Genomic DNA, 22,432 nt, shown 5'->3' on the forward strand with positions numbered 1-22,432 from the left:
TTTCTCCTTAGAAATTAGAAAAATTCAGTAATTCGACACAATCCATCGCCACCTTTGCCACCGTCGGCGCCAGAGATTGTGCCAATGCCACCACCTCCACCACCGCTAGCAGTACCACCATCACCACCTTTGCCACCGACTGTTGTACTACCACCACCACCTCCACCACCCGTGCCTGCACCATAAGTAGAATTGATACCATTAGCGCCAGGATTACCAGGCGTACCAGCAGTCCCACCAATTCCACCGCCACCAGTCAAAGCACCGGGAGAGCCACCATCGCCACCGGCAGAAGTGGTAGTTCCAGCCCCAGCACCACCACTACAGCCTCCATAAGCACTGCCTGCCCCAATGCCTGCCGTACCCGTACCTGAGCCGGAAGCAGCCCCATTAAATAATCCAGCTACACCTGCGGTTGAGGAAGCCGTACCGTCGGGAGCGAGTGCAGTAGTAGCACCAGTTGCAGCAGTCATAGAAGTAGCCCCAGCCGCTCCGCTACTGGCACTAGAAGGTGAAGCACCGCCAAATGCGGTGGCATAACTGCCAAAACTTGTATTACCTCCAATCCCACCGATGCCGCTCGGTTGTAGCGCTAGATCCCGTTCCTCCAATTCCACCAGCGCCGATGATTACGGAAACTGATGCTGTAATGGCGCTAGCAGGAATCCAGATTTCTTTATAACTGCCTCCACTGCCAGCAGTTCCTTTTGTTGTTGTCCCGCCACCCCTTGCACCACCAGATGCTCCCCAAAGCTGAACGAGCAAGAACACAGCACGAGGGTCTTTTGTAAAAGTTCCAGAAGAGGTGAATACGGTGGTTTTGGTTGTTACTGCCGGAACGGAAATTGTTACACCCATTACAAGCTCCCAATCAAGAAAGTTGTACCTGTTGCGTCGTAAGCGATCGCGCTCAAAGTCATTCCCGGTGGGGGAGTAAAATTAATTGAAGCGCCAGCAGGGAAAGAATTACCCAGCAAAAGTCCAGCAGCAGAGCCAAAGTTACAAAAAGTTACTGAGTATTTTCCTGCGGCTACCGTCCCTGATGTTGTAACAGGAGCGTAGTTCGCAGGTATTTGTGTTGACGGTAGTGTGACGGGTATAGCGGATTGATTAGACGCGATCGCCACCGATATAGAGCTTGCCATCACTGCTTGACCCTTGGCTAGGGTCACTGAGAGCAATCTCTTGAACAGGGCAAGCAAGCTAAAGCTTCCTGTATCGGTAGTGGCAGCACTATCAGAAGTAGATCCAAAGTTAGTTGAGAAAGCCCCGTCTGATGATAAAGTTACGGGCAATGAGTTAGCGGCTGTTTTTGTTCCAAGGGTGACGGGTAAGCGATCGCGTATTGATTGCAGTGTCGTGTCAAGCCCCACACTGTTAATCAATGCGGTGACTCGTTGCAATAGCCTCTTAAATAAACCGAGGAAACTTGTAGTATCAGTATCGCCAGCAGCGGCTGCATCTGCTTGCAATCCAAAATTTGTAGCAAACGGCCCATCAGTAGAAAGTGTGACCGGAAAAGAACTGGCAGCAGTTTTTCCACCCAAAGTTGCAGGCAAGCGATCGCGCACCGCCTGAACATCGCTGCTTATCACCAGGTTCCCTGTTGCTCCTAAATCGACAGATCCTGCAATTGTTTGCGTAGCAGGTAGGTTGCTAACCTGAAAGCTGGCAGGGAAGTTGCTGACTCCAACACTCCATGTCCCAGACTGCACAGATGCAACTGAATCAGTGTCGCTTGATAAATCGCGGATATCAAACTCAGTAGCAGTCGCTTCTACCTTTAGCTTGTCGGTGGACACCATTGATGGTGGGAAACTGACAATATCCACGTTGCCAATATTGTTTTCGCCAGCAGGCAAAGCAGCGCCAATTGTTACCTCACCTATACTTATGTCACCTACGCTTATAGGCGGCATCGCGGTAACTTCCACTTTGCCAATAATGTTTTCACCAGCAGGCAAAGCTTGGCTTATCTCTACCGCTCCAGTAATACTTTGTTGCGTCTTTATCGGGTCGTCAGCCGTTCCCGTGCCCGTGGTCGCAACGTGCTTAGTAGCCCCGTCCGCATCTTTAATCTTAAGAGTAGTCATAATATTTCGATATATTGAGAAGCGCCAGAATCAGAAAAGTCCATCAAACCTGTTGGCACGGACTCTATCACTACAAAAGTCCGATCCACCACGTTGTCTGGCAGGTCGTCTACGCGCGATCGCCTCACAGCAACTTGAATTTGAGTCGCATTATAGGGACGCACTCCCAAAGCGGGATCTCGCGTTAGGTAATCGATATCGGCAGCAGTGTATGGCTGTTGCCCCTCGATTTGCATCATCGCCACGGCCACAACCATCGCGTAATACCAGACGCTATCGTCGGTTTTGATAAAGCCTTCCTGCACCGGGTAGCACTTGGAAAGCGGCCCTTTGAGGGGAATTAACCCAGTGATGGCGTAGCGTACCGCATCCAGCAAAGGGTAAGCGCCTCTATGGGTACGCAAGTCTTTTAGTTGCAGCGAAAGTTCAAATTCGGCAATGATTTCAACGGTCATCGGCTGAATGGATGTCACGCGATGGCGACTTCGCTTATAGCCAATCAAAATCATTCCCTTACGTCCGGGCTTGGGCTGTTGGTCGCTGTCACCTGGAAAGGGTGCGATCGTCACCTCAAAAGGAGCAAGAATTGCCTCGACTCGTTTGACTATGGCGGCTTCTGCTTCTGCTAGCATTACTAGTAATCCTTCAGGCTAGAGGCTGTCCAAGTTCTTCCTGGGGAATTAAAAAGCACCACATCCCCATTTCCGGCATCAGTTGTGCTGCCATCAGTACCATCGACAATACCTGGTAGAGAAGCTTTGCCAGCCGCCAAGTCTTTAAGGTAGTAAAAAACCAAATCCCGCCGCCTGGAAACTTCATCTCTGGGCTTATCTTTATCCAGGATGTACCGCGCCACATCGCAAGTATAGTTGCGAAGCACGGTTGGCACAGTGACTATTGGCACTTTGTAACGCACCGCCAGATAGGAATCAAGTTGCGCTTGGGCATCCTCAATTGCCCGATTCACCACATCTTCGTTGATAGTGGTGTTATCGGGGTAGTCGATGTTGCTGAGTTCCAAAATTTCCTGTTCGCTAAAAGCGGCAGTCATGTCGGCGGCAGTGGCGTAGGGCATTTAGATTTTAGATTTTAGATTTTAGATTTTAGATTCTGACTCCTGACTCCTGACTCCTGACTCCTGAATTCTGAATTCTAAATTTAAACCCTTCTCAATGACACCGTAACCACTACGCCAGCCAAAGCTGTGACTGTACCTGCAAAATCCAGCGACAAGCGATCGCCACTAGCCAAAGTGCGTGTCGCTTCAGTTGCAACAAGTGCCCCAGCTTGCACAGTGTTAGCAGTGCCTTTGCAGTCGAAGCCAGCATTGGTGTTATTGGTGAGTAAGTCGGTTCCCGCGCCAGGTGCAGTAGTGCCAGTGTCTTTGGTGATTTGCAGGTTTACTGCACTGCCGTCACTGCCAGCGGTCGAGTGTACATAGGAAACGCCAGTCACCAAGTACGCGCCATCTGCCACAAAGAAGGGCTGGTCAACGCACAGTGAGTTGATGGGACACTGGACACTGATATTGTGAGTGAGGTTGATGTTGGCGTTAATGAGTTCAACACCGATTTTTTGCTTAACAGCCACTATTCATTACCTCCTTTGATTGCTGTGATGCGGCGGTTGATGGCGCGACGAACGGTAACGCGGCTTTCGTTGGTAAGCCACCCTTCGAGCTTGGCGATATCGGGGCAGTTTTCAATTACCTTTTCTGCCTCGTCCACGTTCATGGTTGCCAGTTCCGAGGGTTGAGGTGCGCTTGGATTTATCTCTGCTTTAGGAGAGATAATTTCAATTGCTCCCCATCTTTCGTACTGTGGGAAGTCGGGGTGCGATCGCAGTCTCTCTACAGCGTCGTCTGAGATGTTCAAGTTGCTGCCGGGTCTGAGGGTGAGGGTGTCAAAGCAAACGGCACCATTGCGTGGAGGGAAGGATTTTTCTGGTCTAAGAATGATTGTTGCCATTAGTTCACCTTCGGAACCTTAATATAGCGGAAAGCACCAGGATAGTTAATTATCGTGGGCGTTGTTGAACTAAACATGGGATAAACCTTCCGTCCATCCCGCACCGTTACCCATTCTTGGGGCATCAACTGAACCATCTCAATGTGACGCTCAACCACCTCTGGGTCTTTGGTGTAAAGGGTTATCAGGTCTTTATTTGTGCCTCCGGCTTGTGCGCCGTTGCTTTCTAGCTGACTGGAGTCGCACTCTTGGCACTTCGTGATGTTGAAGTTCACGTCTCCCTCGGACAAAGCCTCCTTGATGTAGGTAAGCACACTCACAGAGCTATCAGGCATCCTGGTTTTAACTAACTTGAAATAAAAGCCTGTGGAGATTAAGACATCCATCGGCATTTCAACGTTGTTTGATGCCGTGTGTGCGCTTTTGAGTTCATCTACAAAGAACTCTGCCAGTTCGTCGGGCGCTGCGGTGTTGGGGTCGAAGCTGGAGTTGTTGAGAGCAACGCTGGCGTTGTTCAAGAAGCCAGTTACATTCAAACGTGTATCGCCAAATGCGGCAATCTTGTGGTGACGTTCGCCGATGGAGCGCTTTGCAAGCATTTGCTTGCGATTGTTAATCTCTGCCTTTGCACCTGCGTAGTTGTAAGCACGCTCCTGTGCAAAGGTGTAGGAGAAGGCCGAAGCAATCATGAAGATTTTGTAGCGATCTTCGTCAGCTGACACATCGACGATAGGGATATCGAAAGCGCCATCGCTGATAATATCAGCGTCGCCAACTTCGTCCACGGTATCGCGCACGACCTCAGATGCACCTGCTTTTAGGTCTGCTTGGGTGGGGACGATTTTGCCGTTTTCAAAAGCTAAATCGCGATACCTTCTTGAAAGCACCCCAGGCATATTCTGCTCTAATGCCCGGTATAGTAAATTTCCGCCTGTAGTCATAGGTTAGGGAGTGGGGGATAGGGGTGAGAATGATTCTTACGCCAAGTTGATAGACAAAGGAACGACAGAGCCAGCAGTGCCGGACTTCATGAAACGAGCATTTGTTATCTGCACGGCGCGGTTGGTGTCAGCGTCTGCGCGGAATTGCCCCTTGCGCTGGCCGGTTTGGGGTGTGTGAATCCAGTACACGGCAGACCCTGGTGTGACATTTTGTTGAACTTTTACGCCAATGATGCCGCGCACCAAGTAAGAAGCAGCCCAGTTGAGGGGATAACCCAAGTCACCATCACCGTTGATACTGAATCCTGAGCGCTTTTCAAAGGTGTCGGTGGCAACGGCAATGCCCATCAAAATGCTGTTGGCATCCACAGGGAGAATTACATCTTTATCCCCGGCTCCTTTGGCGATCGCTCGACCAAAAGTGAGGATGCCATTAGTAGAATCTGCGTTTACCCCCGTGCGGACAATGGCTAATTCTAGGTTGGCGATTTGTCCTTCATATAGAGAAGGCCCGTCAAGTAAGTCTGAATAATTAGTTGCTGGCATAGTTCATGGATTGGAAGTTAGAAGTCAGAATTCAAAATTCAAAAGTCAGAATTCATTAGTTGTTATTTCCAGGCGTTCTCGTATGCTTTAGCCGCGTCAGCATAGGCGCTGCGGGATTGCTTCTCTTCCTCAGAAAATTCCTCAATTTCCTCATCCCGCACCACTTCACGGAGATTTACCAAATCAGGCTGAGACTTAAGGAAGCCTTGCAGCCAAGCTAGGTGTGTCTGAGGCTTGCCCGACGCTCCTTTGTCGCTACCGCTACCGCTATCCGCAAACTCCACTTCTTCTTCTGGCAAAGCCATCATGAATTCAATCAGCTGTGGCTTTTGATTAGGGCGAATTTTGCCACGAAGTCCTTCTACAAAATTGGCGATCGCCTCTCTTTTCTTCTCCAACTTGGCTTGGCGCAGTTCATTTTGAAGTTCCTGAACCTGCTCTGACAATTCAATGCTTTCTTCTGATGGCACTGGTTCCTCCGTATAATCGTATTTGTTTAAAAGCTGCATGACTTTCTCCCCGACCTCTTCAAGGCGCGATTCCATGTCGGGGGAAAACGTTTTACTAATAAAGTTTTCTAGTTCATTGATTCGGTTTTCTAGGTAGTTAAGACGGTTGTCGTCGGGCAGCGTGAGCAAGTATCCAGGCACAACGCGATCGCTCGTCTCCATCCCATACTGCTCAATTAGCCATTCCCGCAGATTGCGAAAAATCTCCTTATCCCCGGACATCCCACAACAGAAGTCCACCACTCCCTCTTCGACTTCACCAAAAGCAACGGATTTCAACCCTTTTACGGCTGGAGCCATTCCTCCCAAAAAGCCCACATGACGCAGGTAGTAATTTCCCGGCTTGGGATTGGAGGAAGAATCAGGACTGTAAAAACTGGCTGAAATCTTTTTGTACCGTTTGTTTTTGACCGCCTCTTGGAAGTCTGTATCCCAATCCTTGAGGCTGGCCATCAGTTTACTCCCGACTCGCCGCACTCCTTCCACCCACGCATAAGCCGGGCTATTGTCGCGGGGATGCCCCACAACAGCTGGTGCGTCAAATAAGTCGGGGTTGTAGCTGGAGGCGATCGCATCAAGGTCAGATTCATTGAGGGTGACGGTTGTACCGTTGGAACTGGTGTGAGTGCCAGCTGCAAAGATTTCGATTTCTTGGGGCATGGGGAAATAGGGGAAAAGGAGGGGCATCCTCCCAAATTACATAGGTAAAGTAATGTACTCGTAGAGTTCCCCCACCTCTATCTGGCGGAATCCGCCAGATAGAATAATCTGCAAATTATTAATGTGGACTAAATGCCTAAAATTACTGTTGATTCTCAAGGGCTACAATCTAAAGCACTAGCCATCAGGGTTTATTTTTGTCTAACGAAGGGGATGAAGTCCCGTGAGATTGCACAAGAACTGCAAATTGGTTATCACTTGGCACATTATCAAGCGAAGCGGATTCTCAAAAAATGCAAGATCAACTACCAGACTTGAGATAACTAAGCAAAATTTCTCCCAACTCCCGCTCATCTTCTGCCGATGCTCCTAAAAAGGGGCGGGCTGGCAAATTGCGCTTGGGGTATCCGTGATGTAAAGCGCGAGCATACTTAGTATTGGTTCCCACAACTACCTGAGTACCATCGGCGCGGTAGGTGATGGATGCTCTGAGTCTGCCGGATTCGGTCAATATCTTTGTTCCCCGCTTGCGCTTACGGTAAGCAGCCGACAGTGGGGCCCACGCTACGCCATCGGGGTCATGCTCACCCTTGAAATTCTGCTCAGTTCGCCGCACCATAAATTCGCCCATTGAGGCAAAAGCTGGGCGGAGGTTATGCAAGCGATGTTCAATTTCTTCAAGCCCATGACGTGCAGCGAGGTCATCGAGGGTAATAATGATGTCAGCCATAATGGTCACGTTAGACGTAGCGACATCACGAGAATTCCCCTATGAGTGAAGTGAAAGCAAGCTATATTCAACGGAACAATGCAAATCTAGATGACTTGCAGCCCAAAGCTAGGCTGTATCGCTTTGAAGAGATGCTTGGTTACGTGGCTCGGATCGGCAATAACAATGACTACGCTGTTTATTGCGCTAGTGCTGACTGGACATTAGATACCATTGCCGACTATGGAAACAAGATTTCAGAGCAGGAAGCCAGAGACTTGTTCCCTATTTGCTTAGAAGCAGGGTTGAATTATAGATGGTGAAGTTCCCCAGTGATGAAGAATACGACAAACTCCTCCCTCCCAACAACAATCCTTACAAGTGGGGGTATCAGGAGGATGAATACATCAATTTCGAGTACCAAAAATCGCGATCGCATGAGAGCGCACAAGAATTACTAGATTTAATGACTAGCATCTCCACAGAGGCTTGGTTTGCTGGATGGATGAATGGTACTGAATTTGTACTGTGGGATGCGGCACTTGGAAAACAACTTGAGTGGGGCGGTGTTTTCATCGACCAAAAAACAGGGGAAAAGCTGAAAAGCCTGTCTGATTCCTGCGGCGGCTGGTGGATTTATCATCGCGGAGAGAGGTTTTTGAGTTTGGAGGAATGGCAGAATTTGTATGAATAAATTTTATGAATTAAGCGGATTGCCTTTAACTCTGCTACTACTCATGCCAACGCGATCGCTATACCCTAAAAAGATAGCGTTTATAGATTGTGATCTATTTATTTCAAAGCTTGGACTATCCCCCAAATAAGAATAATTCCCATATACTTCGCTCTCAATGCTCATCGCGTCCAGCTTGATTTTGGTGATGATGATTGTTTCCACGAGATTTAGATTTTCTTCGTAGCCCGCTACAACCACTTCAAGTTCTGGATACTGAAGCAGAATCTCTGCAAGTTCTTTAGCTTTCATAAAATGAACATTCGCTGCATTCGCCTGTAGGATTGATAGCACATTGCACATGACAAGAACGCGCATTGAACTTGCACGAAGGATCGCCCAACCAATCATCCTCAGCACCTACTTGAATCTGCTCTAATCGATGCCGATAACAATTCAAATCGTATTGACGAAGTAATTCAGCTTCTCGATCGGTAATAAGTTTTGCCCTTGCTGCCTCAAAGTTAAAACTGGGGCGAAGCGTTCCAGTGTCAGCAAGCCCTAGTTGACGAATCCCTGGAGCAAGACGCGCAAAATCCTGCCACATTTTCCTCATCCCCCCTTGAATCTCAGGACGCGCCATTGTTTCAGACAGCTTCGCCATTGCTTTATTTGCTTGAGCAAAAGCCTCGCTGACTCCGGTCAGTTTAATAATGAAACCAGTGCAAGCGGTCTTTGTTGTTGGTTGTCTTCGTACAGCTTTTAGCTTGTGGCGGTTTCGCCTGCGTTGCCTGATTGAGTTCATTTCTCTAGCGCCTTTTTCACCTGCTCCTGTAACTGCTGCGGCAACTTCTGCATTGCCTGCTCCAGTATCGCCTTTTTTTGGCTGGGGTCACTGCCACCGGGGATCGTGCTAAATCCTGGTTCGCCGATGGGTTTACCACCGATCGCAGGTACTTTTTTGCGATCGCCCGTTACCTTATCCACCACAGTCACCGTCTCTTGCGGCGGTTCATCCACCGTTAGCCCCTCTCGGTCAAGGTCGCGTTGAGAGAGTGAAACCACGCCGCACCTGCATCCCCAACCATTGACGGGGTAGCACGTCTGCCAAAAAGGACTGTCAGCAGGGTAGATTTTACCATCCAGCGCGAGATGGTGCGGACGAGGCACACGACTATCTCTGTGCACATATTGCCAAAATCCCCGCAGTTTTAGCACCTCTGGGTCAGACATCTGCTTGTAGCGCCCTGCCTGATATGCATTTCTGAGGTTTTGATTGAAGATGAGTGCAGTTCTGTATGGGCGATTCGCCGGATTCCATCCCGCCTTATCTATCGCTTTGTCAAATCCCTTCTTAAATTCGCCGTAACTGTCGCCGTTTTCTAGCCCACTCAATATAAGGTTGTATACGTCGTTGAGCAATTCGGCTTCTGTGACTGTGGCAACGGTAAACGCAAAATCCTGGGCCGCATCAGCGAAGTTATCCCAAGCGAGGCTACCTAGTGGGGTTTTATTGCGAAAATAAGCGATCGCCTCATCAAAGGGCAGTTTAAAAGGATCGATGGTTTCTGGCATGGGTTTAAGGTTCCCTTGTTAAAAGCCCCTCTCGTTCTAGTCCCTCAATTACCCATTGCCTGATTTTATCTGAGCGGCTGGGGAGCGATCGCAGTAATTCGTCTACCTCTGTGCTGAACTTCACGCAGATAGGCGAATCCGCCATAGATCCTGGCTCATTAATAAATCTTCCATTTGTATCCCTTTTAGCTCTGTCTATAGGGCGTTCCATTAATGCTAATCCAATTTTTCCCTCTATCTTACCAATAGCCACGGTATACCGTGATAAGTTTCCTTAATTGCAAAACTGATTTTTGCTCAAAATCCATAGAAAATGCTCATACGAAATTTATTTACACCACGGTATACCGTTGCTATAGTGGGTACATGAGCGAGGGACACCACTTCAACCCCCTCCCGAAAAGGATTTACATGCAAGCATTACTAACTAACGCGATCGAGATTGTATTTTGGGCTTTTGTTTCTCACATCATTTTTGATTTCATCAACGGGCTTTTTCCTGTACCTCCAATGCCAGATGTCGCAGACATACAATTACCTGCCCAACAACAGGAAAGCGAAGAACCAGACACAAGAGAAAATGCTTTACTACCCGACCCCTGGCTGTGCGATAACGTGGCAATCACCCCCGCTATCGCCACGCTCCCTGCCACACCTCTGTTCAACAGGCTTTTGCTTCTACCGCCTGCCAAATCGGTGGCGATACCTATGGTGGACTGCGCCAACACACCAATATCTGAATCAAACCCGCCCATTACCCAAAAGCGTAAACCTGGCAGACCCAAAAAGGACACCCCTGCAACGACTGTAGCCCCCAAGCGTAAGCCTGGTAGACCGAAGAAGATAGCGTAGACGTAGACTTCAAAATCCCCTGAGCGATGCCTGCGGCGGGCTTCTCTACGAGACGCTACGCGAACGCCTACGCTATGCGCTCAGGGGAATAAGGGGCAGATGGATCAAATGTGGCTAACAGTATTTTTTTGAGTTTGAATAGGAGGAATGTAGCACTTGAATATAAATAAAAATATGCACGCTAGTCTTGACAGAATGTTGGTTCGCGTTTTTAATTCTCAATACTATCTTGATACTGCTCCTGGAGACAAATTTAATTCATTAGTAATAGAAAAGTGTACAAAAGCAGACACATTTGAAAAGCTTGATAAAAACTGGCAAACATTTTTAGGTGCTTGCCTTTATTCGGCGGGTATGCGCCCAGGAAGCAAGCCTGATTATCCTCTGTATTCAGGGCTGACTGATGAGCAGATCAAAGCAATTCAATCTTGCATAAAAAAAGAGGATTCAGATTTTACTCTTGAATTTACAGATGCAGACAAAGCATTTTTATCCGCACGTGAAAAAAAAATAATCACTAACAAAGACCGATATCCAGATGTGGATTTTTTGCCAAACGACGAAATTTTTAAAATAGGAGATATTGGCGGAACTGCACTGTTGCTAGTGGGCACAGAGCAAGGTTCTAATGCCCCTATAGTCGCTAAATCCTACGAAAGCGACTCTGATGAAGAACTCTTTGCAATCCCATTGTATGAGTTACTCAATTCCCAAGATCCAGTTAATATTACAGAAGAAATTTAGCTTCAAGCCCCTACACCTTTAGCTTTTCCATCTTTGTAACTCAAATCTTTGTCTTGCACGATAACTTTACTTCTATTCAAGAGGTTCATGAAGGAGTCTTTTTCGTAGCTGTTGTTTAAGGCTACAGCATCAACTCCTTTAACTACAGCATAGCGCCCAGATGTTCCATTGCCTTGGTCGCCATCGGGCGGCAATCCAAGAACACTCCGCATCTTTTTGGCTTTTTCTTCAACTGCTGTCACATTGCCACCACCAGCAGTTTTTGTAGCTTCATGTTGAGCGTAAGTATCGCGGACATTCCTCAAGGCAACATTTAAATTGTTTGATTTTATCTTAACTATAGAACCATCTGGAGCTTGAAATTGATATCCGTCTGACATGAATGTCTTGTCAATTAGTTTTACCCTAATATCAGCACCATACTTACTATTTTTGTGAGGAATAACATAGTCGTGGACATCAACAGGAAATACACCTATTTTTGCTCTAATTGTTTGGTCAATCCGGGCATTTTTGGTGTCTAATGATTTTTTGTAAGCATCATTTTCTTTTTTATATACGGCAGGATTAGCCCCAGATATAGCTTTTTGCTTTTCAGCTTTCTCCCAGGCATCAACCTTAGATTTTAAATCATTCATTTCTTTGATCATCGATTTTGCAGTGACAACAACCGCATCATCCTTCAAAGCCATTCGCAAGGTAGCGCCACCTCTTTTCTCGTCAACAATGTACCCATGTTTTGCAACATCAGTCCAGGCGCGTTGTTGAGATTTGGCATCACTTTTGGCGATGAATGTTGAGCCATCTTTCGAGAAACTTCCTGAATGTCCGACATAAGTTCCATTGCCATAAATGCCATTTCCAGTGTGATAATCACCTGTACGGAATTGCTCCATCATTTTTGAGGCATCTGCCCCAGTAGAGGCGCTTACACCTCTGGTCATCATCACGGTTCCACTTTGGGCTAAAGCATCCATCTGAGCTTTTGTGCGGACTTCTGGTTTACCGTCATACCCTGCATCCTGGTACAGCTGCTTCAGCACAGCGTCTCTTTCACCAGGCGCTAGCTTCAGCTTTTGAGCATCATCGTGAATTTTTTCTGCATGGTCAGCAACCTTGCTAAAATCACCTTTTTGCAGGGCATCATCCAAGTCCTTAATCCGTTGACTTCGCCTGTCTTTGGGCGGTGTCACAATGTCATCAAGTTCTTTGGTAGAAAGCTTTTTACCACTGACATACAAATCGACGCCGTTATCCTTGGCGAATTTGGCGATCGCAGCAGTGGGGCGATCGCTTACTCCTTTAGGTTCAAAGTGAATCTCGGCGATGTCTTTTGGCCCAACTTTCCCGTGGACTTGAGCTTCGACATAGCGGTTGCTAGGTTGGCGCGAGTCCGTTGGCTAAATCGTCAACATTCTTCGCTTTGGCGGCTGCGGTTAGCTGTGCTTTATCTCCAGATTTGTCGGCGTAGTTAGAGGGATATCCCGCAGGAAGTTTATCTTTGTCGTAGCCGTGACGAGTGCTGGATACCAATGCTGCGGCATTGGGATTTTTGACTTCTGAAGCGATACCAGACTTGAAAGAATCAGCACCCGTGAAGGTGGTGCGGTCTTTCACGTCTTGCCTGAGCTTGACAGTAATGGAGCCATAAGCTTGAGCTACATCTGCATGAGATGCCCCGTTCATATCCTTGCCGCCCAAGTAGCCGTAGATGGGGCGGTCTTCGGGTTTGGTATTTTTGTCGTAGCCAAGCGATTTAGCCTCAACTCGGTTACGGGCATCTTGATACCCACCTTTGAGGTGAGGAATTTGATGAGTGTCAACGCCAAGTTCAGCCGAAGTTTTGAAGCGATCGCCCAAAATCAGTTCTAGCGTTGCAGAGGAACCAACCCGAACGTGAACTGCGACATCTGGGCTATCAAGGATGCGTTTAACGTTGTTTTCTGCATCTTCAACCGCTTTTTTGCCAAAGCGTTTTTCTAAATCTTGGCGCTTGGCATCAAGTTCGGTATCGTTGGTTTTAATTGCGGGATTTCGGGAAGGTGCAGAGGGTGTTGTTGTCGCAGGAGCAGGCGGACTACTGCCACCGCCAGTTGCAGCGTTCGCCGTGCTGGCGGGAGTGGGAGTTGCCACCGCAGCGGCTNNNNACCTTAGCTACTTTGGTTTTCTGCGCTGGCTGTATCTGGCTTTTACAAGTCTTGTTGGCACTGATGCACGATCCGCCACAGGGTATGCCTTTTTTGCAAGACTTTGGCTGTTTTGTAGCTGTTGCAAACTCTAATAGCGTTTCGCTAAAACTAGCTACTTGGTTGGGATTGAGGAGTGAGTAGCTAATATCAGAATCTGTGATTTTAAATCTGAGGCGCTTAGTTAATTTGGGGCTAACTTTATCTTTAAAAATCCCTACGATGTCACCCGATTCATTAATGTAAGCCTCTGGAATTGCTGTAATCCCGTCTGTATAGGAAGATTCCAGAATTTGCTTTAGGTCAAGCAGTGACTGCTTATCTTTGATTTGGGTTTTACCTTCCGCAAACTCAATGGCGCGATCGCACAACAGTCGCGTGACGAATAAACCGACAAACTTATATTCTTTTTCGCTAAACTGTAGTGGCATTCGGTGAGGCTTATAGTTTTACGCCTCTAGGTTTCCCGCCTCATTCAGTACCTCAAACCTACCCCCAGCTTCGGTTGCCATCATCGCCTGTGCCATAAGTTCAGTGAAGTCTTGGGTATTGAGTTTGGGGAACAGATCAAAGAGGCGATCGCGCACCTCTTCAAAACTCTCCGATTCCTGTACCAATCCCCGTATCTGCTCAATCCAGTCAGTGATGATAGGTGCAGAACGCTCCTGTAACTGCTGGGCATACAAATCAACCCCATCCAAGTCTAGCTCTGCAAAATTGGTAGCGATGGGGAGTGAGCGGGAAGTAGAGAGGGAGACAGGGGGCTGACGCTTGTACTGTTCTAGACTCTCAACTGTTACTTCCTGGATTCCGCCGAAGAAATCAACAGGCATTTCCTGAAGATATGCAAGCTTGGCTGCCTTCAGGTTTTCGTAACCAAGCATGAATTTATGCTCGTCGAAGTCCCCGTCTTCCGGGGAAACTTGGGATATTTGGAAAATGCGATCGCTCCCCTCTGGCTCGTCTTTAAGCAGTCCAGGGTAAATGTAGCAGTCGAGCGCTTCACCATCAGCGCCCACGTAGTTGCGTATATGGGCATAGCCAGAGCGCAGTTTTTTAGAATTCTTGCGACCAGGAAACCTAACCTGTCCGGGCAAAAACTCCACACCAATCGACAAACTCTGCCACTTTAGCACTCGGTCAATGATGCTACCGAAATCGACTACTTCTGACATATCAGCAGTGTCATTCGACTGTACGCCCGAATTAGTCAGAAACTGCTCGTCTGTTGCCTCTCCCCCCTGTTCTACTTCTTCGTAATGGTCGCCGTAAATCTCGGTGACGGCTTCCTTCTTGAGCTTAAAGCCCATATCAAACAGGGTCTTATCGCGGTTTGAGCGTCCGTTGAGGTCTTCCGCTTCCTCGAAGTTGCGCCATAAACGTGGCGGTTTGGCATCGGGCAGGTTCAATTGAACATCCCACTTGATGAGCGTCCGATTGAGGGTGTCGCTGAGTAAATCAGAGTCGGCTTTGGTTAATTCCTTCCGCACTTCATTATGGGTGTTGGCAGCTGCGTAACTCCCTCTACTGCCTATTTCAGTAGTTAGCGTCTCACCTAGCACCGTCTTGCTCATCTCAGAATCCATGTATTTGCACAGGGATTCATAGCAATCGATACTACCGGAGCGGGAAGCTTCTAGTAGCATGATTTCTATGTCTTCGGGGATAGAAACGGCAGCATCAGTGGCGATCGCCTCCAATGCCTCAAGCAGGGTACTTTTCTGCTGTGCAGTAGCCCCACGCTTGTATTTGCCGATCGCAGTAGGAGAGGCGAACTTGTCAACGAATTGCAGCCAGAATTTAATCCCCTGCTTTTTGAAGAAAACGTTCCACCAGAGTGTACGCCCCAATCCCGTGCCATAAGGATTGTCGTCAGTTGCACCGCAGATGTGAGTCAGGAACTTGCGGGGATGAAGCTTAGTAACCGCTTCCCCGTCGATCATGTCCTCTAGGGTCAACATCCTTAATTCCCACTTTCCCGCCTCGTTGATGGCGAAATTGAAGCGCTGCTGGTTTCTGGCTTTGATCTGATTGGGGTAAAATTCTTTACCGTCCTCGCCCCAGAGAATTTCTGCTGGCTTAAAGCCTTTCAGGACAGCATCAAGCAAGTTGTAACAGGTTCTATCAAAGCCAGTTGCCAAGAGGTCGTCATCATCCGCTCTACTAGCAAGGCTTTGGAGATGGTATTTCACCATGTCTGCTGCCTTCTGGTCAATCTTATCCTTTGAAGCAGGTTCCACCGACCACTCACGGGCTATCACAGCCAGATACCGCTTTTGCAAAACTGAGTGACAGTGCCCGTCCTTGAGCAGATCGTCGTAAGCTTTATACTCCCCTTTCCCCCGTCCCTGGAGAACATCATCAGGATTGAGCAAACGCGACCCCAAAAGCAGCATATAGGGATCGCGTTTGACTGAGGCTATCTCTGTATCGAAGTTGCGGGGGAGGGAGGGCGGCATTTGAGTGAGGGTGAGGGAAAGCCGGAAACCCCGGCTAGGTGCATGAATCATGAAAGATTCAGTGCTAGGGTTCCCTGTCTATCTGGCGGAATCCGCCAGATAGCTCCTCAAGCGGACATCGGATCGTCGCGTCCAATGCCGAGCGATCGCGGCTGGGTTTTAATGCCTTCCCTGCTTTGTCCACAATAGTGATAAGTTTTATCTTTTAAGTTAGCCAAATAAAAGCCAGCTTTTCCACCATTAATCCGAAATAAATTGACAACCACTTGCTGCTCAGTAACACCATAAAGTGCAGTAATGTTATCATCTTTAACTGTGTTAGACCCTATGAAAGTATCCGTATTTTTGATAAACCAGCGCCCCGATCTGCACTCAAAAATTCGGAAGTAACTTGGATAGATGATAGTGTAGTCATTCATATTCGCCAAATTTGATAGAATGCATTTAACTAGGAAAACCCCTATTGGGGTAGGGGTTTTCGCTATGGATTAACCTTCTTGAGGTTCATCCTGTGAACCGTCGAACTCAGGCGGATTTACTTCGATTTCCCGTTCGCCTGTACCAAGGTTCTCTTTAAACCACCTTTGGTCTTCGGTTAGCGGGTTTTCGTTTTCAACCTTCTCGAAGATATCAATGTCCGATGGCTTAACATCTTCTTTTTTTCCGTTTCCTGATTGACTCATTTACTCACCTCCTTAATTTGAGGGCGTAACTTTTCCCTCATGTTTTAATTATATGCCGTGGGGACATGGATGTAAAGGGAGTTTGCATAAATAATTTTGTATTTTTAGCCATTTACCATCAATAAGTTCTATTCCACGGGGACTTGGCTCTAGTATAGAATAGAGGCAATAGGAGGTGAATGATGCAAAAAATACGAAATAATCAAGGAAAATTTACTACAGACAGAGCAGAGGCGAGAGATGCCAAGCTAAGTTTGAGAATAGAACCATCCGTTTTAGAAAAAATTCAAGCGATGCCAGATTGGCAAGAAAAAGTGCGATCGCTGCTTTATCAATGGATTGAGAGTGAAGATCAGTAATCCCTCAATCTCGACCCCACACGAGAACTCTTGCCCACGCTTTCAAATTCAACCACCCCGCCAGCACCGTTATACCCCAGCACCGCCGCATCCCCGACATTAGGGGAACGGTGTAACCGAGCAGTAGTCTTCTTCTTATCCTCAATCTTGGTTTTGCCTGTGGTGGTTTCCTCGTAGTAAGTTCCCGCCAGATCTTCCATGAGCATTTCTTCGATTTCGCCCAAAGGCGCGATCGCAATCTCTTCATTCCTGAATCCTTCGCGCAGCATCCAGTAATGTTCCGCTTTCAGGTTAGCAAACAAGCTATTTTCATCTGCCGCTTCTCCCCAGTGCGTACCATCGCCTGGGTATTCACCCTCCAGTAGCTTTGATAAAGCGCCAGAACCAACGCCAATGATATCCACGTTGATGCTGCCTGGTTTCTCGTCCATCACTTTTGCACCAAGGGCCGCTGCTCTACCGACATCTAAGCGATCGCCCTTGGTTGGCATAGTGGCAGCTGCATAAAGTACGGGCCCGCGCCAACTGCTAGTAGCGTGGTCATCCCCGCCGTCACCCACATCCAGCCCGTGCCGCCAGTGGTGGTGTTCTGCCATGAAGTCCCATTTTTGGGGGTCGGCATCGTAACGGGCGCGAGCTTGCAGGAACCAGCTGCGGGGGACAATAGATTGCTCTGAATCTACCGGGAATAAGCCCTCAACGCGGGATTGCCAGAATGCTGAATTTTCACCTTTTTTGCGGACTTTTTCAATCCAGGCAATTGAGATAGCGCCAGGGATAACATCGCGCTGACACCAATCGGGCCATGCTGATTGTGGCAATACATCCCCTGTTACTGGGTCAATGATTGCAGCTGCGACACTCGGCTTTAGGCGATGAATTTCATCGGCGTGTTTTTCATAAGCCCAGGCAACGTTGATGTGGCTCCAGGCTGAAATACGGTTGTGGCGACGAGCGCAGGATTTTTCAAAAGGAGTGCCGCCGACTATGGGGTTGCCAATTCGCAAGCCTCGGTTATCGGAGCCAGTTAGACAGCTAGCAAACCCGTCGTCGATTTCTTCGGTGATGCCGCACGCTTCATCTTGAATTAGCAGTAATTTCTCAGCGTGTTTGCCTTGGAAGCTGTTGCTGTCGTAGTTCCGAGCAGTGAAGCCATAGGCACGGGCAGACTCAGAAAACTTTAAAAATAACTCCCCCCTCTCTCCGCCAAGCTTTATCTTGTTCTTATCGTAAAGTTTGCGGACTTCTGACCACAGTATCTGTTTGACCTGAGATTCAGTAGGAGCTGTACTAATAGCTAAACCGCCAACAGCGAACACCCACCACAGGACAACACAAGCTGAGATAAAACTTTTTCCCACGCCATGAGCAGCTTGGACATTGGTTTCTGCTCTGTCCCTGACCGACTCCAGAATCTTAATTTGCTCACCTGTCACTGTTGAGACAGCTAGCACTTCCTGCACAAACTCAACTGGCTTGGTGGCGTAGTCGGCAAAAGGAACCGCTTCATCTTCGGTTTGGACTAGCCCAAGCGCTGCTGCACACTCTTCGGCAAACTCCCTCCGGCGCTTATCAGCTACGCTTTCTTTTGACATTGGTCATTCAAGGCGCGGATAAATTCAGCCGGGGAGATACCGAGTGCGATCGCCATATCAGCTAAATTGGCGGCAGTTTTGGGCACAAGCTTATTACGCAGTTCGATTAACCGACACAATCCCGTAGCAATGCCACCAATGCCGCGAGTATCTTCCATACTTCCTGAAAGGATGGCTGAGAGAGAGGCGATCGCGCCGTCAATGATTTCTACTTCATCAATTTCTTGTAACTCGTCACGACGACGATTTGAAAAAGGGGAGCAGGGATTTCGACTACGCGAAGTTTCCATAGTTTTTGGCTGCACACCATTTTGTGCTTGACGTAATGCTGCCCAACCTTCGTCACTAGCACGTTTCTCAACGGCACGCTTAGAGATGCCAAACTTCATTGCGATCGCAGCTAGCGACTCTGTGCCAGTTACATAATCATTTTTTGCTTTATCCCAAGTCTTGGAGTCGATCACCGCATTACCGCATAATTGGGCGTACCGTATTTCTCTACAGTTCCCTACTGATAAGCTTTAGTGGTAAAATGCGGCACTGAATTTTGACGCAAAAATTCAGTGATGACAGTTAAGCGCAAAGCCCTTTCTTGAAAAGTTGCTCATCTTGGGTTCCACCCAAGACCGCACTTTTCGCAGTTTCACTCTTTAGCAATTCGCAACTGATAATCTCATCAAACTTTTCACAAGCCCCCAATAAAGCACGCGATCGCTCACTTGCTGGTATCGTTTTCAAATCTTCTTGAGATTTCCTCACTTCCTGCAAAAGACGCACCACGCACGAAATCTCATCATCTAGAGCGCAGAAATCTTCTGATAATTCCGCAAGATATTCATCACTTATACGCATTATCTAAAAGATATTGTGTTTAATATTACTTTTATTTGAAGAGCTTATATTTTTTAACAATCTCAAAAGCTTTGTGAAAAGGGCAAAAACACGATATCACCTGTTTCTGGCTTGCGTGGAATTACGGCAATGATTCTCAAAGCTAACTGGTCAAGAGCTTGATAGTTGACCAGTTAGCTTGACACGGTTACATGAACCCTCGAAAATACGATTTCGATGGTCTTCGGAGGTCTTCGGGGGTGGATAAAAAGCAAGCGGCTGAATTACTTGGCGTTTCTACACGAACTATCGAGAATTACGCCAGCGAAGGGCGAATAAACGTTACTTATGTTCAGGGAAAAAACGGCAAGCAAGCTGTTTACAAAGAGAATGAACTTAGAGCGTTGAAAGAAGAATTGGAAACACCCGTGTATCGTTCTGTGGTTGCCGCGAATGGTTCCGAAATCGCTTCTTCGGAGGTTTCCGGGGGTTTCGTTCCAACAACCGGAGCCTCCGCAGTTGCTCCACTTGGGGAAACCCCAGACGCTCGCGGACTCGCTAACGCTACGCTATACGCTAAAGCGTCTCCCCTTGGGAGAAGACCGCACTGCTCGCTTGAGCAAATACCTTTAGCGCAGTTATTACAGATAGCTGATTCACTTCCGCAGCTTACACCAGTGGCGCGGTGGCTAGCTAGTAATTGGGTGTTGCAAATGGCGGCAGTGCAGCAAATCGTAATTATTCGTTCAATTCTACTAGTTCTGCTAGATAAGGATAAACTGCCACGATTGAAGCGATTTCAATCAAGGGGTTTCGAGTTTATGCGAGTGAACGATAAAAGTAATGAGGAGTGGTTAGTATCAATTCTAGAGTTGCGATGAAAGCAAACGTTCCACGGCGAGAAATATAGCATTAAAGATTGAAAAAATCATTGCCATAATCGCCCAATCATTTGATTTGAAAAAAGTATTTATTACCAAACTATCACTACTTCTCAGTAGTTGCAAATACTACGAAAACTAGGGCGGGGAATTCTAATGCAAGTAAAGAACCCTTTAATTGCATTATTTTGGCTTGGAAATTACCACCACGAGTAAAGCTAAAAACCGCCTTGTACAACAGGCTTCAACCGACGAACAACTAATCAAAATGTGGCTGCACTCCAAAGCCGCTAGCACTCAAAAAGCCTACGCACGAGAGGCTGAACTTTTTATTCAATTTGTCGGCAAGTCTTTACAGTTAATCACCATTGCCGATATTCAAGACTACGTAGATGAGCAAGAGGGTAAAGCCCCAGCGACTGTTGCCCGCAGCTTAAATGCAATCAAATCCTTGTGCAGCTTTGGGCAGCGCATTGGTTATCTACCCTTCAATATCGCTGCTCCCGAACGCGCTCCCAGAATCAAAAACACTACAGCCGAGCGCATTCTTACCAGAGAGGAAGTAGAGAGCATGATTGTCTCTGCACCATCTGGGCGCGATTTGACAATACTGCTAGTTCTGTACACTGCCGCACCCAGAGTCAGCGAACTGTGTAGGCTGAAGTGGCGGGATGTACGCCCTGCCGGAGTTAGCGGTCAAATTACAATTTTCGGTAAAGGCGGGAAAACGAGGACGGTATTAATCCCACAGTCTACTTGGGAAGCACTCAAGTTGTTGAAAAAGCCAAATGCTCTACCTGATGACCCTGTATTCCTCAGTCAAAAAGGTGGTCACATGTCAACATCCCAAGTCTGGCGGATTGTCAAGGAAGCTGGGGAAAGAGCAGGAATCACAGAAGAAGTTTCCCCGCACTGGTTAAGGCACTGCAACGCGTCTCACTCTCTGGATGCTGGAGCGCCACTGCACTTGGTGCAGCAAACGCTTGGACACAGCAGTGCTGCAACCACTTCCAAGTACTTGCACGCCAGACCCAACGATTCATCTGGTATGTACTTGGGAATATAGAGTACAATCAGCTACTAAAATAACTCTTTGGTTATCACACTCATTGGATTGCGCCATCTTCACCGTATGGCGTTTTTTGTGGGAACCCTAGCGAGGTAGTGCAGTATCCCTTCTATGACTTCCCCTCCAACCCCCAAAGATTCTCGAATTGGCAAGGGATACTCATACCTGTTCGCCTCCATTTTGACTGCCTTGCTTGTGGGGCAATCGATAGACATTTCCTTCAAAACCAATAAGCCTGGAGACTTTGAATTTGCGATCGCATCCCGCGAACTCAATGCCCAAATTTTCTATCCTTGCGTAGCTCTGATTGCCGCAATTTTAGGATTGCCCACAGACACCATTGCCCTGGCTTTGGGACACTTTTTGACCAAGGGGCGCGAGTGATGTGGAAACATGGCTCTCCCGACTACAGCGATGGATCGCAAAGCTTTTCCATTTCCAGGGCAAGAAAAAACGTCGCGCCTCCCCAAAAATTATCAAAAGCTGGTACGGGAAACACTGCGCCGTACTGCGAATCGAGCGCACCACCCCAGGCGGACTTAGCACCTACAGAATCACTTCAATACACGGCGAGTGCGATTACCTCATCACCCTCGACTATCTCCCCGCTTTGCAAGCAGAGATGGCTGGGGAGTTCAACGGAACCGCTTTCCGGTTGCGATCGCATGACAATCAATATAATTCTGCACTCACGCACCGTTTTGCAGTCTGGCGTGTCTGGCGCAATGGTGACAGCAGCCCTATTGGTATTTGGGATTGCGATCTTCAGGGGTTCACCCAAAGTTTTGCACTGTCAGAACTCGCACCCCGTCGCGCAGTTGCGGGGGTGGCGTTAGCGCCGCTCTCACTGATTCACATCCAGAAAAAAACCAAACTTTCCTGGCAAAACCAGATGGAGCATATAGACTGGCTTTTACTCTTGGAAGAGAGGATTAGGGGGGAATTGTCAAATCCGCATCACAACCTGAAGGCTTGCACAATCCTGAGTAATGAGCAATGAGTAATAAGTAAATATCCATCACTCATTACTCCTAAGTCATTACTCATTACTCATTTAATTTGGGGAAATCTAGCCACATCCTCTACTCCTCCAGCAGCCC

Annotated in this window: 33 protein-coding genes; 10 read left to right on the top strand and 23 right to left on the bottom strand. The window is 47.8% G+C overall.

Translation table 11 applies throughout. The annotated features are described in order from the left end of the window. Nucleotides 1–14: 14 nt before the first annotated feature. The 11 genes from QUD05_RS16540 to QUD05_RS16590 form a co-directional block, all read right to left on the bottom strand. A complete protein-coding gene (locus QUD05_RS16540) occupies nucleotides 15–617 on the bottom strand; it encodes a hypothetical protein (protein ID WP_289797015.1) in 603 nt (200 codons plus the stop codon). Next, entirely contained in the window at nucleotides 556–858 is a 303-nt protein-coding gene (locus QUD05_RS16545; RefSeq protein ID WP_289797016.1) for a hypothetical protein, read from the bottom strand. The genes QUD05_RS16540 and QUD05_RS16545 overlap by 62 nt, the downstream gene beginning before the upstream one ends. Continuing rightward, a complete protein-coding gene (locus QUD05_RS16550) occupies nucleotides 858–2,093 on the bottom strand; it encodes a hypothetical protein (RefSeq protein ID WP_289797017.1) in 1,236 nt (411 codons plus the stop codon). The genes QUD05_RS16545 and QUD05_RS16550 overlap by 1 nt, the downstream gene beginning before the upstream one ends. Beyond that, nucleotides 2,090–2,725, bottom strand: a complete 636-nt coding sequence (locus tag QUD05_RS16555; RefSeq protein ID WP_289797018.1) for a Gp37 family protein — start codon at nucleotides 2,723–2,725, stop codon at nucleotides 2,090–2,092. Before QUD05_RS16555 ends, QUD05_RS16550 begins: the two co-directional genes overlap by 4 nt. A 2-nt stretch (nucleotides 2,726–2,727) precedes the next feature. Then, nucleotides 2,728–3,168: a gp436 family protein gene (locus QUD05_RS16560; RefSeq protein ID WP_289797019.1), complete on the bottom strand. Its 441-nt coding sequence runs from the start codon at nucleotides 3,166–3,168 to the stop codon at nucleotides 2,728–2,730. Nucleotides 3,169–3,251: 83 nt separating this feature from the next. Next, complete coding sequence (locus QUD05_RS16565; RefSeq protein WP_289797020.1) at nucleotides 3,252–3,683, bottom strand: hypothetical protein; 432 nt, start codon at nucleotides 3,681–3,683, stop codon at nucleotides 3,252–3,254. Then, nucleotides 3,683–4,060: a hypothetical protein gene (locus QUD05_RS16570; RefSeq protein WP_289797021.1), complete on the bottom strand. Its 378-nt coding sequence runs from the start codon at nucleotides 4,058–4,060 to the stop codon at nucleotides 3,683–3,685. Before QUD05_RS16570 ends, QUD05_RS16565 begins: the two co-directional genes overlap by 1 nt. Then, the gene (locus QUD05_RS16575) at nucleotides 4,060–5,001 is read right to left on the bottom strand and encodes a major capsid family protein (protein ID WP_354666137.1); all 942 of its coding nucleotides are present in this window, start codon (nucleotides 4,999–5,001) and stop codon (nucleotides 4,060–4,062) included. Before QUD05_RS16575 ends, QUD05_RS16570 begins: the two co-directional genes overlap by 1 nt. A gap of 36 nt (nucleotides 5,002–5,037) precedes the next feature. Further along, nucleotides 5,038–5,547: a structural cement protein Gp24 gene (locus QUD05_RS16580; protein ID WP_289797023.1), complete on the bottom strand. Its 510-nt coding sequence runs from the start codon at nucleotides 5,545–5,547 to the stop codon at nucleotides 5,038–5,040. Nucleotides 5,548–5,609: 62 nt separating this feature from the next. Further along, nucleotides 5,610–6,716: a hypothetical protein gene (locus QUD05_RS16585; protein WP_289797024.1), complete on the bottom strand. Its 1,107-nt coding sequence runs from the start codon at nucleotides 6,714–6,716 to the stop codon at nucleotides 5,610–5,612. Nucleotides 6,717–7,017: 301 nt separating this feature from the next. Further along, nucleotides 7,018–7,446: a phage virion morphogenesis protein gene (locus QUD05_RS16590; RefSeq protein ID WP_289797025.1), complete on the bottom strand. Its 429-nt coding sequence runs from the start codon at nucleotides 7,444–7,446 to the stop codon at nucleotides 7,018–7,020. A 41-nt stretch (nucleotides 7,447–7,487) separates the two neighbouring features. Here QUD05_RS16590 and QUD05_RS16595 point away from each other — a divergent pair, with 41 nt between their 5' ends. Together QUD05_RS16595 and QUD05_RS16600 are read left to right on the top strand one after the other, a co-directional pair. Further along, nucleotides 7,488–7,748 (top strand): hypothetical protein, encoded by a 261-nt coding sequence (locus tag QUD05_RS16595; protein ID WP_289797026.1) that lies wholly within the window; start codon nucleotides 7,488–7,490, stop codon nucleotides 7,746–7,748. Beyond that, nucleotides 7,742–8,119 (top strand): hypothetical protein, encoded by a 378-nt coding sequence (locus QUD05_RS16600; protein ID WP_289797027.1) that lies wholly within the window; start codon nucleotides 7,742–7,744, stop codon nucleotides 8,117–8,119. The genes QUD05_RS16595 and QUD05_RS16600 overlap by 7 nt, the downstream gene beginning before the upstream one ends. Nucleotides 8,120–8,122: 3 nt before the next feature. On the opposite strand, the gene QUD05_RS16605 is transcribed toward QUD05_RS16600, so the two are convergent. Genes QUD05_RS16605 through QUD05_RS16620 form a run of 4 tightly spaced genes read right to left on the bottom strand, consistent with a single transcriptional unit; the run spans nucleotide 8,123 to nucleotide 9,926 of the window. Continuing rightward, nucleotides 8,123–8,410 (bottom strand): hypothetical protein, encoded by a 288-nt coding sequence (locus QUD05_RS16605; protein ID WP_289797028.1) that lies wholly within the window; start codon nucleotides 8,408–8,410, stop codon nucleotides 8,123–8,125. Beyond that, nucleotides 8,400–8,903, bottom strand: a complete 504-nt coding sequence (locus tag QUD05_RS16610; RefSeq protein ID WP_289797029.1) for a DUF6464 family protein — start codon at nucleotides 8,901–8,903, stop codon at nucleotides 8,400–8,402. Before QUD05_RS16610 ends, QUD05_RS16605 begins: the two co-directional genes overlap by 11 nt. Further along, nucleotides 8,900–9,673 carry a phage head morphogenesis protein gene (locus tag QUD05_RS16615; RefSeq protein ID WP_289797030.1) on the bottom strand — a complete coding sequence of 258 codons (774 nt, stop codon included), beginning with the start codon at nucleotides 9,671–9,673 and terminating at the stop codon, nucleotides 8,900–8,902. The genes QUD05_RS16610 and QUD05_RS16615 overlap by 4 nt, the downstream gene beginning before the upstream one ends. Before the next feature lie 4 nt (nucleotides 9,674–9,677). Next, the gene (locus QUD05_RS16620; protein ID WP_289797031.1) at nucleotides 9,678–9,926 is read right to left on the bottom strand and encodes a hypothetical protein; all 249 of its coding nucleotides are present in this window, start codon (nucleotides 9,924–9,926) and stop codon (nucleotides 9,678–9,680) included. A gap of 158 nt (nucleotides 9,927–10,084) precedes the next feature. On the opposite strand from QUD05_RS16620, the gene QUD05_RS16625 reads away from it, so the two are divergent. After that, on the top strand, nucleotides 10,085–10,525 hold the full coding sequence (locus QUD05_RS16625) for a hypothetical protein (protein WP_289797032.1): 441 nt from the start codon (nucleotides 10,085–10,087) through the stop codon (nucleotides 10,523–10,525). Between the two features lie 156 nt (nucleotides 10,526–10,681). Then, on the top strand, nucleotides 10,682–11,269 hold the full coding sequence (locus tag QUD05_RS16630) for a hypothetical protein (RefSeq protein WP_289797033.1): 588 nt from the start codon (nucleotides 10,682–10,684) through the stop codon (nucleotides 11,267–11,269). A gap of 2 nt (nucleotides 11,270–11,271) precedes the next feature. On the opposite strand, the gene QUD05_RS16635 is transcribed toward QUD05_RS16630, so the two are convergent. Next, on the bottom strand, nucleotides 11,272–12,462 hold the full coding sequence (locus QUD05_RS16635) for a hypothetical protein (RefSeq protein ID WP_289797034.1): 1,191 nt from the start codon (nucleotides 12,460–12,462) through the stop codon (nucleotides 11,272–11,274). A gap of 1 nt (nucleotide 12,463) precedes the next feature. Between QUD05_RS16635 and QUD05_RS16640 the strand changes: the two genes are divergently transcribed. Next, complete coding sequence (locus QUD05_RS16640; protein WP_289797035.1) at nucleotides 12,464–12,586, top strand: hypothetical protein; 123 nt, start codon at nucleotides 12,464–12,466, stop codon at nucleotides 12,584–12,586. Nucleotides 12,587–12,646: 60 nt separating this feature from the next. Here QUD05_RS16640 and QUD05_RS16645 read toward each other — a convergent pair whose 3' ends face one another. The 4 genes from QUD05_RS16645 to QUD05_RS16660 form a co-directional block, all read right to left on the bottom strand. Beyond that, the gene (locus QUD05_RS16645; protein ID WP_289797036.1) at nucleotides 12,647–13,402 is read right to left on the bottom strand and encodes a hypothetical protein; all 756 of its coding nucleotides are present in this window, start codon (nucleotides 13,400–13,402) and stop codon (nucleotides 12,647–12,649) included. Nucleotides 13,403–13,904: 502 nt separating this feature from the next. After that, entirely contained in the window at nucleotides 13,905–15,965 is a 2,061-nt protein-coding gene (locus QUD05_RS16650) for a DUF935 domain-containing protein (RefSeq protein WP_289797037.1), read from the bottom strand. A gap of 56 nt (nucleotides 15,966–16,021) precedes the next feature. Continuing rightward, complete coding sequence (locus QUD05_RS16655; RefSeq protein WP_289797038.1) at nucleotides 16,022–16,333, bottom strand: hypothetical protein; 312 nt, start codon at nucleotides 16,331–16,333, stop codon at nucleotides 16,022–16,024. Nucleotides 16,334–16,402: 69 nt separating this feature from the next. Further along, on the bottom strand, nucleotides 16,403–16,597 hold the full coding sequence (locus tag QUD05_RS16660; RefSeq protein ID WP_289797039.1) for a hypothetical protein: 195 nt from the start codon (nucleotides 16,595–16,597) through the stop codon (nucleotides 16,403–16,405). A 179-nt stretch (nucleotides 16,598–16,776) separates the two neighbouring features. Between QUD05_RS16660 and QUD05_RS16665 the strand changes: the two genes are divergently transcribed. Continuing rightward, nucleotides 16,777–16,956 (top strand): hypothetical protein, encoded by a 180-nt coding sequence (locus QUD05_RS16665; protein WP_289797040.1) that lies wholly within the window; start codon nucleotides 16,777–16,779, stop codon nucleotides 16,954–16,956. Here QUD05_RS16665 and QUD05_RS16670 read toward each other — a convergent pair. The 3 genes from QUD05_RS16670 to QUD05_RS16680 all read right to left on the bottom strand — a co-directional run bounded on the left by QUD05_RS16670 (nucleotide 16,950) and on the right by QUD05_RS16680 (nucleotide 19,403). Beyond that, nucleotides 16,950–18,551, bottom strand: coding sequence for a hypothetical protein (locus tag QUD05_RS16670; RefSeq protein ID WP_289797041.1), 1,602 nt, complete (start codon nucleotides 18,549–18,551; stop codon nucleotides 16,950–16,952). The two genes, QUD05_RS16665 and QUD05_RS16670, sit on opposite strands and share 7 nt — an antisense overlap. Further along, nucleotides 18,533–19,015 carry a hypothetical protein gene (locus QUD05_RS16675; protein ID WP_289797042.1) on the bottom strand — a complete coding sequence of 161 codons (483 nt, stop codon included), beginning with the start codon at nucleotides 19,013–19,015 and terminating at the stop codon, nucleotides 18,533–18,535. Before QUD05_RS16675 ends, QUD05_RS16670 begins: the two co-directional genes overlap by 19 nt. Before the next feature lie 109 nt (nucleotides 19,016–19,124). Beyond that, nucleotides 19,125–19,403, bottom strand: coding sequence for a hypothetical protein (locus tag QUD05_RS16680; RefSeq protein WP_289797043.1), 279 nt, complete (start codon nucleotides 19,401–19,403; stop codon nucleotides 19,125–19,127). A 191-nt stretch (nucleotides 19,404–19,594) separates the two neighbouring features. On the opposite strand from QUD05_RS16680, the gene QUD05_RS16685 reads away from it, so the two are divergent. From QUD05_RS16685 to QUD05_RS16700, 4 genes are all read left to right on the top strand, one after another. Next, nucleotides 19,595–20,263, top strand: a complete 669-nt coding sequence (locus tag QUD05_RS16685; protein WP_289797044.1) for a helix-turn-helix domain-containing protein — start codon at nucleotides 19,595–19,597, stop codon at nucleotides 20,261–20,263. Nucleotides 20,264–20,441: 178 nt separating this feature from the next. Continuing rightward, a complete protein-coding gene (locus QUD05_RS16690) occupies nucleotides 20,442–21,329 on the top strand; it encodes a tyrosine-type recombinase/integrase (protein ID WP_289797045.1) in 888 nt (295 codons plus the stop codon). Nucleotides 21,330–21,443: 114 nt separating this feature from the next. After that, on the top strand, nucleotides 21,444–21,716 hold the full coding sequence (locus tag QUD05_RS16695) for a hypothetical protein (RefSeq protein WP_289797046.1): 273 nt from the start codon (nucleotides 21,444–21,446) through the stop codon (nucleotides 21,714–21,716). A 1-nt stretch (nucleotide 21,717) separates the two neighbouring features. Beyond that, nucleotides 21,718–22,332 carry a hypothetical protein gene (locus QUD05_RS16700; RefSeq protein ID WP_289797047.1) on the top strand — a complete coding sequence of 205 codons (615 nt, stop codon included), beginning with the start codon at nucleotides 21,718–21,720 and terminating at the stop codon, nucleotides 22,330–22,332. The last annotated feature ends 100 nt before the right edge of the window (nucleotides 22,333–22,432 follow it).

Origin of the sequence: Nostoc sp. GT001, from assembly GCF_030382115.1 — a bacterium.
GTDB lineage: Bacteria > Cyanobacteriota > Cyanobacteriia > Cyanobacteriales > Nostocaceae > Nostoc.